Annotated in this window: 16 protein-coding genes and 1 riboswitch; of the genes, 7 read left to right on the top strand and 9 right to left on the bottom strand. The window is 72.3% G+C overall.

What is annotated here, in order from left to right; translation table 11 throughout:
- Position 1: 1 nt before the first annotated feature.
- Positions 2 to 2257, bottom strand: coding sequence for a glycogen debranching protein GlgX (gene glgX / locus ACFRAV_RS08745; protein WP_382552825.1), 2256 nt, complete (start codon positions 2255 to 2257; stop codon positions 2 to 4).
- Between the two features lie 400 nt (positions 2258 to 2657).
- Between glgX and ACFRAV_RS08740 the strand changes: the two genes are divergently transcribed.
- The 5 genes from ACFRAV_RS08740 to ACFRAV_RS08720 all read left to right on the top strand — a co-directional run bounded on the left by ACFRAV_RS08740 (position 2658) and on the right by ACFRAV_RS08720 (position 6835).
- Positions 2658 to 3821 carry an Ig-like domain-containing protein gene (locus ACFRAV_RS08740; protein ID WP_382552823.1) on the top strand — a complete coding sequence of 388 codons (1164 nt, stop codon included), beginning with the start codon at positions 2658 to 2660 and terminating at the stop codon, positions 3819 to 3821.
- Positions 3822 to 3925: 104 nt separating this feature from the next.
- Complete coding sequence (locus ACFRAV_RS08735; protein ID WP_382552821.1) at positions 3926 to 4693, top strand: enoyl-CoA hydratase/isomerase family protein; 768 nt, start codon at positions 3926 to 3928, stop codon at positions 4691 to 4693.
- A gap of 213 nt (positions 4694 to 4906) precedes the next feature.
- Entirely contained in the window at positions 4907 to 5413 is a 507-nt protein-coding gene (locus ACFRAV_RS08730) for an ATP-binding protein (protein WP_382552819.1), read from the top strand.
- Positions 5414 to 5615: 202 nt separating this feature from the next.
- Positions 5616 to 6548 (top strand): MerR family transcriptional regulator, encoded by a 933-nt coding sequence (locus ACFRAV_RS08725; protein ID WP_382552817.1) that lies wholly within the window; start codon positions 5616 to 5618, stop codon positions 6546 to 6548.
- 74 nt (positions 6549 to 6622) lie between these two features.
- On the top strand, positions 6623 to 6835 hold the full coding sequence (locus ACFRAV_RS08720; protein WP_108954299.1) for an EF-hand domain-containing protein: 213 nt from the start codon (positions 6623 to 6625) through the stop codon (positions 6833 to 6835).
- A gap of 135 nt (positions 6836 to 6970) precedes the next feature.
- Here the strand turns inward: ACFRAV_RS08720 and ACFRAV_RS08715 are convergent, their stop codons facing one another.
- Both ACFRAV_RS08715 and ACFRAV_RS08710 read right to left on the bottom strand, forming a co-directional pair.
- Complete coding sequence (locus ACFRAV_RS08715) at positions 6971 to 8167, bottom strand: spore photoproduct lyase family protein (protein WP_382552815.1); 1197 nt, start codon at positions 8165 to 8167, stop codon at positions 6971 to 6973.
- Between the two features lie 99 nt (positions 8168 to 8266).
- On the bottom strand, positions 8267 to 8827 hold the full coding sequence (locus tag ACFRAV_RS08710) for a glycoside hydrolase family 25 protein (protein ID WP_382552813.1): 561 nt from the start codon (positions 8825 to 8827) through the stop codon (positions 8267 to 8269).
- A gap of 186 nt (positions 8828 to 9013) precedes the next feature.
- Here ACFRAV_RS08710 and ACFRAV_RS08705 point away from each other — a divergent pair, with 186 nt between their 5' ends.
- Positions 9014 to 9595 carry a nucleosidase gene (locus tag ACFRAV_RS08705; protein ID WP_382552811.1) on the top strand — a complete coding sequence of 194 codons (582 nt, stop codon included), beginning with the start codon at positions 9014 to 9016 and terminating at the stop codon, positions 9593 to 9595.
- 43 nt (positions 9596 to 9638) lie between these two features.
- Here the strand turns inward: ACFRAV_RS08705 and ACFRAV_RS08700 are convergent, their stop codons facing one another.
- The 6 genes from ACFRAV_RS08700 to gcvT form a co-directional block, all read right to left on the bottom strand.
- Complete coding sequence (locus ACFRAV_RS08700; RefSeq protein WP_382552809.1) at positions 9639 to 10280, bottom strand: hypothetical protein; 642 nt, start codon at positions 10278 to 10280, stop codon at positions 9639 to 9641.
- Between the two features lie 53 nt (positions 10281 to 10333).
- Positions 10334 to 11527, bottom strand: a complete 1194-nt coding sequence (locus tag ACFRAV_RS08695; protein WP_382552807.1) for a hypothetical protein — start codon at positions 11525 to 11527, stop codon at positions 10334 to 10336.
- Positions 11528 to 11732: 205 nt separating this feature from the next.
- Positions 11733 to 13100: an L-serine ammonia-lyase gene (locus ACFRAV_RS08690; protein ID WP_382552805.1), complete on the bottom strand. Its 1368-nt coding sequence runs from the start codon at positions 13098 to 13100 to the stop codon at positions 11733 to 11735.
- A gap of 173 nt (positions 13101 to 13273) precedes the next feature.
- Positions 13274 to 14545, bottom strand: coding sequence for a serine hydroxymethyltransferase (glyA, locus tag ACFRAV_RS08685; RefSeq protein ID WP_382552803.1), 1272 nt, complete (start codon positions 14543 to 14545; stop codon positions 13274 to 13276).
- Between the two features lie 5 nt (positions 14546 to 14550).
- Positions 14551 to 14928, bottom strand: a complete 378-nt coding sequence (gene gcvH / locus ACFRAV_RS08680) for a glycine cleavage system protein GcvH (RefSeq protein WP_382552801.1) — start codon at positions 14926 to 14928, stop codon at positions 14551 to 14553.
- Between the two features lie 107 nt (positions 14929 to 15035).
- Positions 15036 to 16208, bottom strand: a complete 1173-nt coding sequence (gene gcvT / locus ACFRAV_RS08675) for a glycine cleavage system aminomethyltransferase GcvT (RefSeq protein ID WP_382552799.1) — start codon at positions 16206 to 16208, stop codon at positions 15036 to 15038.
- A gap of 166 nt (positions 16209 to 16374) precedes the next feature.
- Positions 16375 to 16497: riboswitch (glycine riboswitch) on the bottom strand.
- Positions 16498 to 16781: 284 nt separating this feature from the next.
- Between gcvT and ACFRAV_RS08670 the strand changes: the two genes are divergently transcribed.
- Complete coding sequence (locus ACFRAV_RS08670) at positions 16782 to 17456, top strand: AAA family ATPase (protein WP_382552879.1); 675 nt, start codon at positions 16782 to 16784, stop codon at positions 17454 to 17456.
- Positions 17457 to 17459: the final 3 nt, after the last annotated feature.

Below are 17459 nucleotides of genomic sequence, written 5' to 3'. Positions count from 1 at the left end.
CTCAGGCCACCCGCAGCAGCAGCACCGTGCGCGCGGGCACCGTCACCGTGGTGCCCGCCCGGTACGTCTCGCCGGGTTCCTCCCGCTGCTCCTCCATCCCGGTGTCCACCACCACCTCGTACCGCTCGGCCCAGGGCGCGTCCGGCAGGGTGAAGGCCACCGGCTCGTGCCCGGCGTGCAGCACGGCGAGGAAGCTGTCGTCGACGACCGGCTCGCCCCGCGCGTCCCGGCCGGGGATGTCCCGGCCGGAGAGGTACATCCCCACCGTGGTGGTGGAGGCGAACCAGTCGTCCTCGGTCATCTCCGCGCCGTCCGCGGTGAACCAGGCCAGGTCGCGCAGGCCGTGGTCGGCGTGCGGACGGCCGGAGAAGAACGCGCGCCGCCGCAGCACCGGGTGGCGGTGGCGCAGCGCGATCAGCCGCGAGGTCAGCTCGAACAGCTCGCGCCAGGCGCCCTCCTCCAGCAGCGACCAGTCCACCCAGCCGATCTCGTTGTCCTGGCAGTAGGCGTTGTTGTTGCCGCCCTGGGTACGGCCCATCTCGTCACCGGCCACCAGCATCGGCACGCCGGTGGACAGCAGCAGGGTGGTCAGCAGGTTCCGCAGCTGCCGGCGCCGCAGGGCGTTGACGTCCTCGTCGGCCGTCTCGCCCTCGGCGCCGCAGTTCCAGGAGCGGTTGTCGCTCGTCCCGTCGCGGTTGCCCTCGCCGTTGGCCTCGTTGTGCTTGTGGTGGTAGGAGACCAGGTCGCGCAGGGTGAAGCCGTCGTGCGCGGTGACGAAGTTGACCGAGGCGTACGGCCGGCGGCCGCCCCAGGCGTAGAGGTCGCTGGAGCCGGAGAGCCGGTAGCCGAGGTCGCGGACGTCCGGCAGAGCGCCGCGCCAGTAGTCGCGCACGGCGTCCCGGTACCGGTCGTTCCACTCGGTCCACAGCGGCGGGAAGGCCCCCACCTGGTAGCCGCCCGACCCGACGTCCCAGGGCTCGGCGATCAGCTTCACCCGGCGCAGCACCGGGTCCTGGGCGATCACCGCGAGGAACGGCGAGAGCATGTCGACGTCGTGCATCGAGCGGGCCAGCGCCGCCGCCAGGTCGAAGCGGAAGCCGTCCACGCCCATCTCGGTCACCCAGTAGCGCAGCGAGTCGGTGATCAGCCGCAGCACCTGGGGGCGCACCACGTGCAGGGTGTTGCCGCAGCCCGTGTAGTCGGCGTAGCGGCGGGCGTCGGACTGGAGGCGGTAGTAGCCGCGGTTGTCGACGCCCTTGAGGGAGAGCGTGGGGCCGAACTCGCCCGCCTCGGCGGTGTGGTTGTAGACCACGTCGAGGATCACCTCGATGCCCGCCGCGTGCAGGGCGCGCACCATCCGCTTGAACTCGCCCACCTGCTGCCCGTCGGTGCCGGTGGCCGCGTAGCCGGCGTGCGGGGCGAAATAGCCGATGGAGTTGTAGCCCCAGTAGTTGGTCAGGCCCCGGCGCAGCAGGTGGTCCTCGTGCGCGAACTGGTGCACCGGCAGCAGCTCCACGGCGGTCACGCCGAGACGGGTGAGGTGCTCGATCGCCGCCGGGTGGGCCAGGCCCGCGTAGGTCCCGCGCAGCTTCTCGGGGATGCCGGGGTGGCGCATCGTGAAGCCGCGGACGTGGAGTTCGTAGATGACCGAGTCGGACCACGGCGTCTTGGGCCGCCGGTCGTCCGCCCAGTCGTCGTCGTCGTGGACCACCACGCCCTTGGGCACGAAGGGCGCGGAGTCCCGGTCGTCGCGGACGGTGTCGGCGACCTGCTGGTCGGGCCAGTCACGGACGTGCCCGTACACCTCCGGCGGCAGGGCGAACTCCCCGTCGACGGCCCGGGCGTAGGGGTCGAGGAGCAGCTTGGCGGGGTTCCAGCGCGCACCGGTCCACGGGTCCCACCGGCCGTGCACCCGGTAGCCGTACCGCTGACCGGGACGGACCCCGGGCACGAAGCCGTGCCAGATCTCGTGGGTCAGCTCGCCCAGCGGAAACCGCCGCTCGGCGCCGTCCGGGTCGAAGAGGCAGAGCTCGACCGCCTCCGCGCCGCCCGCCCACAGGGCGAAGTTGGTCCCGGCCACACCGTCGGGCCCCACCCGGTACCGGGCGCCCAGCGGGGTGGACGACCCCGGCCACACCAGGGGCGCGGGCGCCGCGACGGGCGCGGTCCCGGACGGCACGGGGGCCCGGCGGGCGTCGTGGCCCACGTCGGCGGCGTAACTGTCCGCCACTGCCTCCTGCTCGGCTGCGCTCGACACCGGTCCGCCTCCTGCGGCTCGTGGGGCGACAACGGGCGGAGTGCCGCGCGTCCCGCGCGACCGCTCCGGTGCGTCGTCCTACCCCAGGTTTCTGCCCATCCCGGGCGTCCAGCTCACGTCCCCGGACAGCGTGCCGACGGGAACGCTCCGGAAGTATTCGTCGTCTGACAGGTTTGGAGCCGAACTTGGGACGAAACGGTGACCTTCCGGCCGGGGAAGGGGAACGATCCTGCCCTTACGATTCGTCATGGCGCGCGTGACGCGCCGGGAGGGGGTCTGACCAGGCCCGATGAGGGGAAAAGGGGGAGCACACGTGAACGTGTGGTCGACGAGGGGAACCGCGACCGGACGGCGTTCCGGGGGGAGGCGTACGGCCGCCGCGTCCCTGCTGGCGAGCCTCATGCTGATCACCGTGACCGCCTGCGGCGGCGGTGACGACACGGGCGCCGAGGGCAAGGGTGCCGGGAACGGCGGCGCCGCGAGCGCCGCGCCGGCGAGCAAGCAGTCGGACGCCGTGGTGACGGTCAGTCCGAAGAACGGCGCCAAGTCCGTGAAGACGACCGGAGCCCTCAAGGTGGTCGTCGAGAAGGGCAAGCTGACCAAGGTCGAGGTCGAGGACGACGAGGGCGGGAAGGTCGCGGGCGAGATCTCCGCGGACGGCGCCGCCTGGATCCCCTCCACCCACCTCGCCTCCGGCGCCCAGTACAGCGTCCACGCGGAGGCCAAGGACGCCGACGGCCGGGTCGCGGTGAAGGACACGAAGTTCACCACGCTGACCCCGGCCAACACCTTCATCGGCCACTTCACGCCGGAGGACGGCTCCACCGTCGGCGTGGGCATGCCGTTCTCGATCCGCTTCACCCGCGGCATCACCGACCCGGCCGCCGTGGAGAAGGCGATCGAGATCAAGACCGAGCCGCAGGTCGAGGTCGAGGGGCACTGGTTCGGCAACGACCGTCTGGACTTCCGCCCCGAGGAGTACTGGAAGTCCGGCACCAAGGTCACCGTCAAGCTCAACCTCGACGGCGTCGAGGGCCGGCCGGGCGTGTACGGCAGCCAGGCCAAGACCGTCTCCTTCACCATCGGCCGCAGCCAGGTGTCCTACGTGGACGCCAAGAAGCTGACCATGAAGGTCGAGCGGGACGGCAAGGTCCTCAAGACCATCCCGGTCACCACCGGCGCCCCGGGGTACGAGACCTGGAACGGCGCGATGGTGATCAGCGAGAAGTACCGGGTCACCCGCATGAACGGCGACACCGTCGGCTACGACGGCGAGTACGACATCGAGGACGTCCCCAACGCCATGCGCCTGACCCAGTCGGGCACCTTCATCCACGGCAACTACTGGGGCGGCGACGCCTTCGGCAACTACAACGCCAGCCACGGCTGCGTCGGCCTGCGCGACACCCGCGGCGGATGGGACAAGAGCGCGCCCGCCCGCTGGTTCTTCGACAACTCGCTGCTCGGCGACGTGGTCGAGGTGAAGAACAGCGCGGACGGCACGGTCGCCCCGGACAACGGCCTCAACGGCTGGAACATGTCCTGGGAGGACTGGAAGAAGTAGGCCTCCCGCCCCTCCTTCCCCGCTCACGTTCCCAGCTCACGGCGGACCCGGTGTGACACAGCGCACCGGGTCCGCCGCCGCTTCGCCCCCGTAATCTGCTGGGCATGACCGTTCATCTCGAAGTCGCCGAAGGCGTCGGCACCCTGCGCCTGGACCGCCCGCCCATGAACGCCCTGGACATCGCGACCCAGGACCGCATCAAGGAACTCGCCGAGGAGATCACCCGGCGCGACGACGTCCGCTCCGTGGTCGTGTACGGCGGGGAGAAGGTGTTCGCCGCCGGCGCGGACATCAAGGAGATGCGCGCCATGGACCACGCGGCCATGGTGGCCCGGGCCAGGGGCCTGCAGGACTCGTTCACCGCGGTCGCCCGCATCCCCAAGCCGGTCGTCGCCGCGATCACCGGCTACGCGCTGGGCGGCGGCTGCGAGTTGGCGCTGTGCGCGGACTACCGCATCGCCGGCGACAACGCCAAGCTCGGCCAGCCGGAGATCCTGCTCGGCCTGATCCCGGGCGCCGGCGGCACCCAGCGCCTGTCCCGCCTGATCGGCCCGTCCCGCGCCAAGGACCTGATCTTCACCGGCCGTCACGTGCGCGCGGACGAGGCCCTGACGCTGGGTCTGGTGGACCGCGTCGTCCCGGCCGCCGACGTGTACACCGAGGCCCACGCCTGGGCCGCGAGGCTCGCCCAGGGCCCGGCCATCGCGCTGCGCGCCGCCAAGGAGTCGGTGGACGCCGGTCTTGAGACCGACCTGGACACCGGCCTGGCCATCGAGCGGAACTGGTTCGCGGGCCTGTTCGCCACGGAGGATCGCGAGCGGGGGATGAAGTCCTTCGTCGAGGAGGGCCCGGGCAAGGCCAAGTTCCTCTGAGCCGGTCCGCCGGCTTTCGGGGCGGTGATTCCGGATCCGGGTGATCCGGCCGGAATCACCCCCTCCGGCGGTTCCCTCCGTAAAAGCTCTGGCCAGCGCTGAGTAATGTTTCCTTGGCATATGTCGCCCGAACGGACGGAATCGATCGCTCCGGTGTGCGGATTCCTGCGGAACCGCCCCCGGAGCTCTCTCCGGCCGGTCATGATGGGGGACATGGCGGGGCTGGAAGGCATCGAGCAGTCACGGGCACCGGGCGGCGTACCCGTGACGCGCTGGTCGCCCGCGGTGGAGGACGAGCGGGCGCTGACGGCCCTCGTGCACTACGGCAACCCGGCCGAGACGGAGGTCGTCCTGCCGACCTGCCCCGAGTCCCGGGGCACCGCGCGGCGGCTGGTCCAGATCGTCGTCCTGCGCCACTGGGCGCTGGGTCCCAAGCTCGCCGAGGACTGCACCCTGCTCGTCTCCGAACTCGAGGGCAACGCCGTCCGGCACACCGGCGCCGCCCAGTACGGGCTGCGCATGCGCCGCCGCCGCGGTTGGATCCGCCTCGAACTCCGCGACCCCTCCCGGGGGCTGCCCTGCCTTCTGCCCGTGCAGGCGCTGGACGAGAGCGGCCGCGGCCTGTTCCTCGTCGACCGCATGGCCGACCGCTGGGGCGTCGACCTGCTGCCGCGGGGGAAGCGGACGTGGTTCGAGATGCGGGTCGCCGACCGGGTCTGACCGACGGGGTCCGGCCGACGGGGTGCGACCGACGGGATCCGGCCGACAGGGTTCGGCGTGTGATCGACGGCGTCCGGTCGACCTGGTGTGACCGACGGGGCTCGGTCGACAGGGTTCGGCCGACAGGCCTCCGGAGCCGGGCGGACGGATCGGGCGCGTGCCGGTTGAGTCTCCAGCGGGTGGAGACCCCAGACTCGGCGGCATGACCGACGACAGCACCTTGGGCGGCGACGACAGCCTGCTGACCATCGGCGACCTGGCCCGCGCCACGGGCCTGACGGTACGCACCATCCGTTACTGGTCGGACGAGGGCGTCCTGCCGCCGGTGGCCCGTTCCACCGGCGGCTACCGCCTGTACGACGCCGCCTCGGTCGCCCGCCTGGAGCTGATCCGCACCCTGCGCGAACTGGACCTCGGTCTGGGGGACGTGCGCCGGGTGGTGACCGGGGAGGCCACGGCCGCGGAGGTGGCCGCACGCCACGTCGCCGCCCTGGACGCGCAGATCCGCGCGCTGCGGATCACCCGGGCGGTGCTGTCGACCGTCGCCGACCGCGGTTCGACCACCGAGGAGATGACCCTGATGAACAAGCTCGCCCGACTGTCCGCCGCCGAACGCGCCCGCGTCATCGAGGAGTTCGTGGAGGAGACCTTCCAGGGCCTGGACACCGCGGACCCGGTGATCAGGGAGCGGATGCGCGGCGCCGCGGCCGACCTGCCCGACGATCCCACGCCCGAGCAGGTCGACGCGTGGGTCGAGCTGGCGGAGCTGCTGCAGGACCCCGAGTTCCGCGCGAGGATGCGCGCCGCCGCCGAGTTCAACGCCGCCGACCGTACGGGGGAGACCCCGGCCGGCGCCTCGATGTGGTTCATGCGGCGCCTGGTCCAGCTCGCCTCCGACGCGCGCCGCCGGGGCGTCGCCCCCGAGTCGCCCGAGGCCGGGGAGGTGCTGCGTGAGCTGCTCGGCGAGGAGGCCGACCTGACCGCGGTGCTGGCCCGCCTGGAGGCCAACACCACGGACGCACTCTCGCGTTACCGCGAGTTGCTGGCCGTGGTGAAGGGCCGGGGGCCGGACGCCGACCACCGGGAGGAGTTCGGCTGGGTGGTCGCCGCTCTGCGCGCGCGTGCGGCCGGATAATCTTTCTGCGTCAACCAGACATGGACGCAGACGTCATCACGGACGCGCGCACGGCACGAAGGGGAGGGTCCGGCATGGCGGACATCCAGGAAGCACGCAAGGAGTTCGACCGGCTCGACGCCGACGGGGACGGCTTCGTCACCGCCGCCGAGTTCAAGAAGGCGCTCGCGCAGGCCGGCGACTGGAACGTCACCGAGACGGTCGCCGCGACGATCATCGCCCAGCGCGACCTGGACGGCGACAAGCTCCTCTCCTTCGACGAGTTCTGGGCGTACCTGTCCAAGTGACGACGTCCTGATCAACCGGCCCACCGGCCGTCGGAACCGCCCCGCGCCCTCGCCGGCCGGGGCGGTTCCGCGTTCCCCGGGGCGGCTCCGCGTTCCGGGGGCGACCAGGGCCACCTCCGGCCCCGCCCTCCACGGTCAGAACGCGTAGCGGACGCGCAGCCACGGGGCGTGGACCGCGATGATCTCGCGCAGCCGGAGCAGGGCGTCGCGCTTGACCTCGCGGGCGTAGCGCACGTTCACGGCGCCGTTCTCGGAGCGCTTGGTCTCCTGGGCGGCGGGCTGCCACAGCAGGTCCTCGGCCCGGGGATGCCAGCCCAGGTTGACCTCGTGCAGCTGCTGGTTGTGGGTGAGCATGATGATCTCGGCCGCCGCCTGCTCCTTGACCCGGGCGGGCAGCACGTCGTCCATGTGGTCGAGCAGCTCGGCCCAGTCCCGCTGCCAGCCGGGACGCAGCACCACCGGGGACAGGTTGAAGTGGACCTCGTAGCCGGCGTCGAGGAAGTCGGCCGCGGCGGCGACACGGTCCGCGACCGGGCTGGTGCGGATGTCCAGCAGCCGTGAGTCGGAGGCCGGCATCACCGAGAAACGCACCCGGGTCCGGCCCTGCGGATCCAGGGCCAGCAGGTCGGGGTTGACGAACTTGGTCGCGAACGACGCCTTCGCGGTGGGCAGCCGGCGGAACGCGGCGACCAGGTCGGCCGTGTTGTCGCTCACCAGCGCGTCGACGGAGCAGTCGCCGTTCTCCCCGATGTCGTACACCCACGCCAGGGGGTCGCACTGGTTCGGCTCCCGCTTGGGGCCCTGGGCCCGCACGTGACGGCCGACGTGGGCGACGATCGCCTCGATGTTGGTGAACAGCGTGATCGGATTGGCGTAGCCCTTGCGGCGCGGCACGTAGCAGTAGGCACAGGCCATGGCGCAGCCGTTGGAGGCGCCCGGCGCGATCCAGTCGGCCGATCTGCCGTTGGGGCGGGTGGCCAGGGTCTGCTTGACGCCCAGCACCAGGGTCTCGGTCTTCACCCGGGCCCACCGGGCGACGTTCCCGTCGTTGCCGTGCAACGAGGGGATGCGCCAGTGACCGGGCACCTCCGTGACGGGCACCCCCGGCAGGCGGGCCAGGATCTGCCGGCCGCGGGGGGAGGCGAGGGCTGCGGGCTCCGCGTACACCTCGCGCACGTCCAGCATCCGCCGGGCCTCCGGACCGTCCCGGAAGGCGCCGCCCGGCGGCGGCGCGGCGGGGGCCGCGTCCTCCACGTCCGCCCAGTCGAAGAGCGATTGCTGCTCCGGTGTCTCCGAGGTCCTCGGGGAGGACCCGGCCGGGGTCCGGTCCACAGCCCTGCTCCTGTCCCTGTCGCGATCGGCTCTCCTTCGACCTTACGCGGAGTGCTGCCGGGTGAGACGACGGTGACTCAGGGTGAGGGAGGGGGTCGCTCAGGCGCTCTCCGCCCACTCGCGCAGGGCGTCCGCGCTGCGGAACCGCGCCACGTTCTTGTCCACCGGGTCGTCGGTGTACTGGTGGACCAGCCACTTCGCCTTGACCCCCGGTTTCCCCTTGGCCACGCCGTAGTGCGCGATCCACAGCCCGTCGCCGGCGTACGAGGTCCGGTCGTGCCGCAGCCAGAAGGTCCGGTTGCAGTACAGGAGGGTGCGATTGCGTGGCTTGAGCGACTTGACCTTCCGGATGAACCGGTCCTTCTCCGCGTTGCTCGCCCGCGTCCCGCGGCTGGTGGTCTCCCAGTCGCAGGCCAGCAGATCGCCCGGCTCCACCAGGTCCTGCTCCGCGAAGTGCTCGGCCTGCTCGGTGATGTGGCCGGGCCACAGGAAGTGGTAGAAGCCGACCACCAGTCCGGCCTCCCGGGCGCGTTCGACCTGCGCCTCCATCTTGGGGTTGACGTAGGAACGTCCTTCGGTCGCCTTGACGATCACGAAGGCGAGCCCGTCGGTGTCGTACGACGCGGACTGGTGCGAACTGACGTCGATGCCATGAAGCATGTGGGGGGTCTCCCTCAAGTTGCTCCGGGATGAGAGGGGTTGAGGGGAGCATTCCCCTTGCGGACATGACTGACGCGTGCAACCGGCATCTATCGGGAGGTTTACGGGCATCCCGCTTCGCGCGGCATCCGTGAGCGCACACGACCCCGGAAGATCCTGCCCAGAGCTGCACGTACCGTTGACGTCATGGAACTGATCGGCGAGATGTCCCCCGACCGCCCCCTGTTCGTCCTGGCGGTCAAGGAGGAGGCGGCGGAGCTGCTGCGCACCGGGGCTCCGGTGCTGCTGACCGGCATGGGCAAGGTCAACGCCGCCGCGGCGCTGGCCGGGGTGCTGGGGCGCGGGGTGCTGCCGCGCGAGGTCGTGAACCTCGGCACGGCGGGGGCGCTGCGGCCCGGGTGGACCGGCACGCACGTGATCGCCGAGGTGATCCAGCACGACCTGGACTCCCGGCTGCTCGCGGGCCTGACCGGCGAGGTCTACGGCGCGCCGATCACCCTGCGCGAGGGCGAGGGCCCCGTGCTCGCCACCGGGGACAGCTTCATCTCCGACGACGCCGCCCGCGACCGTCTCGCCGAGCAGGCCGCCCTCGTCGACATGGAGGGCTACGCCCTGGCCCACGTGGCCCGGCAGGCCGGAGTCCCGATCCGCCTGGTGAAGCACGTCAGCGACGACGCCGGCGACGGCGCCGCCCGCACCTGGCGCGAGTCGGTCGCCGCCTGCGCGGTGGAACTGGCCCGCTGGGCGGAGGACAACGTCGAGGCGTAGCCGGAACCAGGCACCCCGCCGCGCCCCGCCGTGGCCGCGGCCGTCAGACGGAGCGGCCCAGGAGCTCCGCGCACGCCTCCGAGCAGCTGCCCGCGACGAGGGGCCCCGGCAGCCCGGGGGCGGTAAGGGTGACGATCAGCACGGGGTAGTCAGCGGCGTCGTTGCTGCGGGGCGGGTCGCTGAGCATGAGGTCCTCGAAGGAGATTCCCGGCCGCAGCGCCGACTTCGGCAGGGTGACGCGCAGGTCGGTCCACCCGCCGGACCTGAGGCGGAGTCCGCCTGCCTCGTCGGCCTTCCGGTCCTCGCCCTCTTTGGTGACACGGGGCGTGAGCCCCTCGGCCCGGGCCAGCAGCCCGTGGGTGTGCGGGGCGCACACGGTGACGGTGGCCTCCAGCGCCCCCAGCACCAGCGGCCGCTCGCCCGTGCCGAGCCGCAGACTCGCGCGGAAGCGCACCGGGCCGCCCTCCCCGTCGTTCGAGGTGCCGTGCGACGAGATCAGCAGGGTCGGGGTGTCGTCCGGGCCGGCGAAGTCCAGTTCCCGCAGCTCGGCGCACTCCTCGGAGGCCGGACCGGCGGCGACCGGACCGCCCGCGCCCTGGTTCCTCTGCCCAGTGGTCCCCGCGTACACGAGGACGAGCACGCCCACCACGAGCGCGGCCACCGTCGCCCACGTCCGTGGTCTCACCCGGCCGGGTGTCCCGTTTCCGTTCATCCGCCCTCTTCTCAGTCGCGACCTTCTCAGCCGCGACGCTTCAGGCGCACCACGACGGGCGCCCCGAAGGGATCGCCGGACTGGTTGACCTGGACGTGTCCCGCGCCGAACCACTCCTCGGTGCCGGGCACCCTGCGGATCTCCTCCAGCGACAGCGACTGCCGGGAGTCCTTGCGGGCGCCGGTCGACAGGGGCAGACGAGGGGACCGCAGCTTCAGGCAGCGGCCGTCTTCGGTCAGGTACCGGCTGCCGTTGAGGAGGAACAGACCCTCACCGTCCTGGGCGGCCGGGATCCCGTCACAGCGGTCGGGCAGGGTCTGCCGCTCCACCCACTTCTCCCCGTCCCAGCGCAGGCGGACGGCCTCGTCCGGCGGCTCGTTCTCCACCTCGCCGTGGTTGTAGCTGTGCCGTCCATGGGCCAGGATCTCGCCGCCGTCGAGCACGAAGACCTGGTCGAGGCTCGCGCCGGCCTCCGGCGGGACCGGGTCGTCGAAGCGGTACAGCGGTGTGGCCACCGGCTTCCAGGTGGCACCGTCCCAGTGCATGGTCGCCGGCTGGGTGTAGGGCAGGCCGCCCTCCGGCTCGGTGCCCGGACCGGTGCCGCGGTGGCCGACCGCCCAGGCGTCGTCCGGCCCCGCCACCGCGAGGTCGGCTGCGGGGTACGGCAGCGGGACCGAGTTCCAGCGGGCGCCGTTCCAGTGCAGGGCGGTCTGTCCTTCGGAGAGGGCCCAGATGTCGTCGGGACCCGCCGCCTCGAGGTCCCCGACCGGGGCGGGCGGGGGATTCGGCACGGCGGACCAGCGGGTGCCGTCCCACCTGGCCCAGGAAGCGGCCTCGTCGGCCCGGTCCGCGGGCCCCAGCCACAGCTCCCGCTCACCGATCACCTCGAACCGCAGCCTGAACTTCGCCTCACCGAGGGCGTCGGGCAGCGGCTCGTCCTTCCACCTGGTGCCGTCGAAGTGCAGCAGATGAGGGTCGGCCGGGAGGACGTTCTCGCTGCCCACCGCCCACACGTCGTCCTCCGCGAGCGCGGCGAAGCTGGTGAGGGTGCCGTCGAAGTCCGCGAGGTGCGTGAACTCCCACGAGAGAGGGGAGGGGGGGACCCCCGACGCCCTGCCGTCCGAGCCCGACGGGGCGGGCGCGCCCGGTCGCGGGTCGGCCGCGCATCCCGCCGCCCCGAGGGCCACGGCCAGCGCGGCGGCCACCAGTCGCCCGCGCACGGATCCCGCGGGTCGGCCCACCGCCCCCCTGCGCATGGCTCCCGCGGGTCGGCTCACCGCCCCCCTGCGCACGGCTCCCGCGGATCGGCCCACGATCGTCCCCTCCCTCGCCGCCCCGCGAGGAGCGGCACCCCGGCCGCCCCCTCCCCGGAGCGGCCTCAGGCGGGTGAGCCTAGCCGTGCCCGACCGGCCGCCCGACGCCCGGTCAGCACTCGATGATGTTGACCGCGAGCCCGCCCCGCGCCGTCTCCTTGTACTTGACCGACATGTCCGCGCCGGTCTCCTTCATGGTCTTGATGACCTTGTCGAGGGAGACCTTGTGCGAGCCGTCGCCCCGCAGCGCCATCTTCGCGGCGGTCACGGCCTTCACCGCGGCCATGCCGTTGCGCTCGATGCAGGGGATCTGGACCAGGCCGCCGACCGGGTCGCAGGTGAGGCCCAGGTTGTGCTCCATGCCGATCTCGGCGGCGTTCTCGACCTGCTCGGGGGAGCCGCCCATCACCTCGGCGAGCGCGCCCGCGGCCATCGAGCAGGCGGAGCCGACCTCGCCCTGGCAGCCGACCTCGGCGCCGGAGATGGAGGCGTTCTCCTTGAAGAGCATGCCGATCGCGCCGGCCGCGAGGAGGAAGCGCACCACGCCGTCCTCGTCCGCGCCCGGGACGAAGTTCAGGTAGTAGTGCAGGACGGCGGGGACGATGCCGGCCGCGCCGTTGGTGGGGGCGGTGACGACCCGGCCGCCGGCCGCGTTCTCCTCGTTGACCGCCATGGCGTACAGGGTGATCCACTCCATGGAGTGGGCCAGCGGGTCGCCGGCCGCGCGCAGCTGGCGGGCGGTGACGGCGGCCCGGCGGCGGACCTTGAGGCCGCCGGGGAGGATGCCCTCGCGGGACATGCCGCGGTCGACGCACTGGCGCATCACCCGCCAGATGTCGAGCAGGCCGCCGCGGATCTCCTCCTCGGTACGCCAGGCCTTCTCGTTCTCCAGCATCAGGGAGGAGACGGACAGCCCGGTCTCCTTGGTGAGGCGCAGCAGCTCGTCACCGGTGCGGAACGGGTACTTCAGCACCGTGTCGTCCAGCTTCACGCGGTCCGCGCCGACGGCCTCCTCGTCGACGACGAAGCCGCCGCCGACCGAGTAGTAGGTCTTGTGGAGCAGCTGGGCGCCCGCGTGGTCGTAGGCCGCGACCGTCATGCCGTTGGCGTGGTACGGCAGGGCCTCGCGGCGGTGCAGCACCAGGTCGGCGTCGAAGTCGAAGGGGATCTCCTGCTCGCCGAGCAGGCGCAGAGTGCCGGTCTGCCTGATCTTCTCGACGCGCTCGTCGGCGGACTCGACGTCGACCGTGCGGGGCGAGTCGCCCTCCAGCCCGAGCAGCACCGCCTTGGGGGTGCCGTGTCCGTGGCCGGTGGCGCCGAGCGAACCGTAGAGCTCGCAGCGGACGGAGGCGGTGGCCTCCAGCAGGTCCTCGTTGCGCAGACGGGCGGCGAACATGCGTGCGGCGCGCATCGGGCCCACGGTGTGGGAGCTCGACGGGCCGATGCCTATCGAGAACAGGTCGAAGACCGAGACGGCCACGTCGACTCCTCATTGAATCGTTGGCTGGCGGTACAGGTGCACGGGACGTGCGGGGGAAGGGCGCGGGGGCGCCGCGCCCACCGGGTGATGGTGGACGGACGCCCCCGAGACGTACAGGAATCGTACGGAACACCCCAGGTGGTACGAAAATCGTACCTACCGTGTCCGAGTGGTCACAGCGACGGGTAGAGCGGGTGCTTGGCGGCCAGCGCCTCCACCCGCACCCGCAGGGCGGTCGCGGTGTCGGCCGGGAACGGCGTCGGGGCCATGAGGGCCTCGGCGATCACGTCCGCGACCTCGGCGAAGTCCTCCGCGCCGAAGCCGCGGGTGGCCAGCGCCGGGGTGCCGACCCGCAGACCGGAGGTCACCATCGGCGGGCGCGGGTCGTTGGGGACCGCGTTCCGGTTGACGGTGATGCCGATCTCGTGGAGCCGGTCCTCGGCCTGCTGACCGTCCAGCTCCGAGTCGCGCAGGTCGACCAGGACCAGGTGGACGTCCGTGCCGCCGGACAGGACCGAGACCCCGGCCGCCGTCACGTCGCCCTGGACCAGGCGCTCGGCGAGGATCCGCGAACCCTCCAGCGTCCGGCGCTGGCGGTCCTGGAACTCCTCGGAGCCGGCGACCTTGAAGGCCACCGCCTTGGCGGCGATCACGTGCTCCAGCGGGCCGCCCTGCTGGCCGGGGAAGACCGCGGAGTTGATCTTCTTGGCCAGCTCGGCCGTGGAAAGGATCACACCGCCGCGCGGGCCGCCGAGCGTCTTGTGCGTCGTGGTGGTGACGACGTGCGCGTGCGGGACCGGGCTGGGGTGCAGGCCCGCGGCCACCAGGCCCGCGAAGTGCGACATGTCGACCATCAGGTACGCGCCGACCTCGTCCGCGATCCGGCGGAACGCGGCGAAGTCCAGCTGACGCGGGTAGGCGGACCAGCCGGCGATGATCAGCTTCGGCTGCGACTCCTTGGCCAGGCGCTCGACCTCGGCCATGTCGACCTGGCCGTCCTCGCCGACGTGGTACGGGACCACCTCGTAGAGCCGGCCGGAGAAGTTGATCTTCATGCCGTGGGTCAGGTGCCCGCCGTGGGCCAGGTTGAGGCCCATGATCGTGTCGCCCGGCTTCAGCAGCGCGTGCATCACGGCGGCGTTGGCCTGGGCCCCCGAGTGGGGCTGCACGTTGGCGTGCTCGGCGCCGAAGAGCTCCTTGAGACGGTCGATCGCGATCTGCTCGATCACGTCGACGTGCTTGCAGCCGCCGTAGTAGCGGCGGCCGGGGTAGCCCTCGGCGTACTTGTTGGTCAGCACCGAGCCCTGGGCCTCCATGACGGCGACCGGAGCGAAGTTCTCCGACGCGATCATCTCGAGGGTGGACTGCTGGCGCGCCAGCTCGGCGTCGATCGCCGCGGCGACGTCGGGGTCGAGCTGGTGCAGGGGAGTGTTCAGGGTCGACATCAGGCTCAGTTCCCGGCGAACTCGGTGTACTCGTCGGCCGTCAGCAGGTCGGTCGGCTCCTCGGAGAGGCGGACCTTGAAGAGCCAGCCGCCCTCGAAGGGCTCCGAGTTCACCAGGGACGGGTCGTTGACGACGTCCTCGTTGATCTCCGTGACCTCGCCGGACACCGGCGAGTAGAGGTCGGAGACCGACTTGGTCGACTCCAGCTCGCCGCAGGTCTCGCCCTCGGAGACGGACTCGCCGACCTCGGGAAGCTGGGCGTAGACGACGTCACCGAGGGCGTCGGCCGCGAACTTGGTGATGCCGATGGTGGCGACGCCGTCCTCGACGGGCGAGAGCCACTCGTGCTCCTTGCTGTAGCGCAGGTCCGTGGGGTTGCTCATGGCAGAGATTCTCCTGTACGCGGGGAGTTTCCGAAGGTCCGGAAGAACCGGGAAAGGGAGGAAAGGGGGGTGTCGGACGGGATGTGCGACGTGTGCGACGGAAAGGGTTACTTCTGGCGCTTGTAGAACGGCAGGGCCACGACCTCGTACGGCTCGTGGGTGCCCCGGATGTCCACGCCCACGCCGGCCGTGCCGGCGCCGGCGTACGCCGCGTCCACGTAGGCCATCGCGATCGGCTTGCCCAGGGTGGGGGAGGGGGCGCCGGAGGTGACCTCGCCGATCACCTCGCCGCCCGCGACCACGGAGTAGCCCGCACGGGGGACCCGGCGGCCCTCGGCGATCAGGCCGACCAGCTTGCGCGGCGGCTTCTGCTCCGCGCGGGCCGCGGCCGCGGCCAGCGCCTCGCGGCCCACGAAGTCACCTTCCTTCTCGAACTTCACGACCCGGCCGAGCCCGGCGTCGAAGGGCGTGAGCGAGGTGGAGAGCTCGTGGCCGTACAGCGGCATGCCGGCCTCCAGGCGCAGGGTGTCCCGGCAGGACAGGCCGCAGGGGATCAGCCCGGCGGGGGCGCCCGCCTCGGTCAGTGCCAGCCACACCTTCTCGGCGTGCTCGGGGGCGGTGAACAGCTCGAAGCCGTCCTCGCCGGTGTAACCCGTGCGGGCGATCAGCGCCGGCACGCCGGCCACGGTGCCCGGCAGGCCGGCGTAGTACTTCAGGCCGTCGAGGTCGGCGGTGGGGGCACCTCCCTGGTCGAGCGAAGTCGAGAGCTTGGGGGAGAGGGAGGCCAGGATGCCGGCGGAGGCGGGGCCCTGGACGGCGATCAGGGCGTAGGCGTCGCGGTCGTCGCGCACCTCGGCGTCGAAGCCGGCCGCCCGCTCGGTGAGCGCGTCCAGGACCACCTGGGCGTTGGAGGCGTTGGCGACGACCATGAAGACCGGGGAGCCGTCCTCGGCGTCGGCGAGGCGGTAGACGATCAGGTCGTCGAGGATGCCGCCGTCCTCCTGGCAGATCATCGTGTACCGGGCGCGGCCGGCGCCGACGGTGGCGATGTTGCCGACCAGGGCGAAGTTCAGCAGCTCGGCCGCCTGCGGCCCGGTGACCGTGATCTCACCCATGTGCGAGAGGTCGAAGAGGCCGGCGCCGGTGCGCACGGCGTTGTGCTCGTCGCGCTCGGAGCCGTACCGCAGCGGCATGTCCCAGCCGGCGAAGTCGGTCATGGTGGCGCCGAGCGAACGGTGCACGGCGTCGAGCGCGGTGTGGCGGAGGTCGGAACTGCTCATGGGCGGACTCCCGGTACGGGCGAGGACATGACGGTGGAGTGTTCCTCCCCATCTGTCATCGGAACCTGAGAGGTTCGCCATGAACGCCGGACGGGATGACGGTCCGGGGCCAGAGCTTGCACCGTGGGTGGGACCGCCCCGGGGGCGGACCGCTTTTCAGATGTGCCTCGCCCGCGCGGTGACTGGGCCTGAGAGATTCAAGGGAGGGACTTGCTCCTTCGGCGCCCGGGCCGACGCCACGTCCGAGAAGACATGGGTCCGGTCCCCGGGACTCTCCCGCGCGGATTCAAGCGGCCGGTATGCAGTTGACCCGCACATCATCGCACGGCCCTCCGGGGCCCTGGCGGACCCCCGTGTGTTGCGGGACTGTGGCGGGAACCGGGCGTAAATGAGACGACCGCGCATTACCTTCTCTTTACACTCGAGGGGGATGCTCCAGGTCCCGAACCTGAGGGGGAGGACGACCACGTGAAGAGGACGATCGCCGGCGCCGCGTACGCCGTGCCCGTGACCGGCCCCGGGGCGCGCCACCGGGCGCGCTCCTGGGCGGGCGAGCGGACGCGGACCGGGCGGGTGCGGACCGAGGGCGCGGACCGGCCGGGGTGCTGCGCGGCGGGGGAGACGGCCGCGGGAAGTGTCCGCGACCTGCGGGGCGGCCCCGGCGGCGTGGCCCGTGGCGCGGCCGGAGAGCGGCTGACCTTCGGGGCGAACGACGTGGTGGTGGTCACCGGGCTGCCGGGCAGCGGCAAGTCGACCATGATGCGGCGGGTGGTCGGAGAGGACGCCGTACGGGTCGACAGCCAGGACACCCGGGACCGCTGGGACGCCCGGATGCCCCGCTCGCTGCCCTACGCCGTCTACCGGCCGCTGGTGCGGCTCGACCACTACGCGGGCCTGCGGCGCGCCCTGCGCGGCCCGCGCCCGGTGGTGGTGCACGACTGCGGCACCCAGCGCTGGGTCCGCTCCTGGCTGGGGCGCGCGGCGCGGCGGCGCGGCGGGGCGATGCGCCTCGTGCTGCTCGACGTCAGCGCGGGCGAGGCCCTTCAGGGACAGCGGGCGCGGGGGCGCGGCGTCTCCCGGTACGCCTTCGCCCGGCACCGCAGGGCGGTCGGGCAGCTGCTCGCCGACGTCCGGGACCGGGGGCTGCTGCCGCGGGACTGCGGCTCGGCGGTGCTGCTGGACCGCTCCGCCGCGCGCTCGCTGCGGGGCATCGGGTTCGCCCCCGAACGGCCCGCGGCCGTCCCGTAGTCT

This window comes from Streptomyces sp. NPDC056600, assembly GCF_042792855.1.
GTDB lineage: Bacteria > Actinomycetota > Actinomycetes > Streptomycetales > Streptomycetaceae > Streptomyces.
The sequence above is the reverse complement of the archived record's forward strand: the minus strand, read 5'-3'. Positions and strand labels throughout refer to the sequence as shown.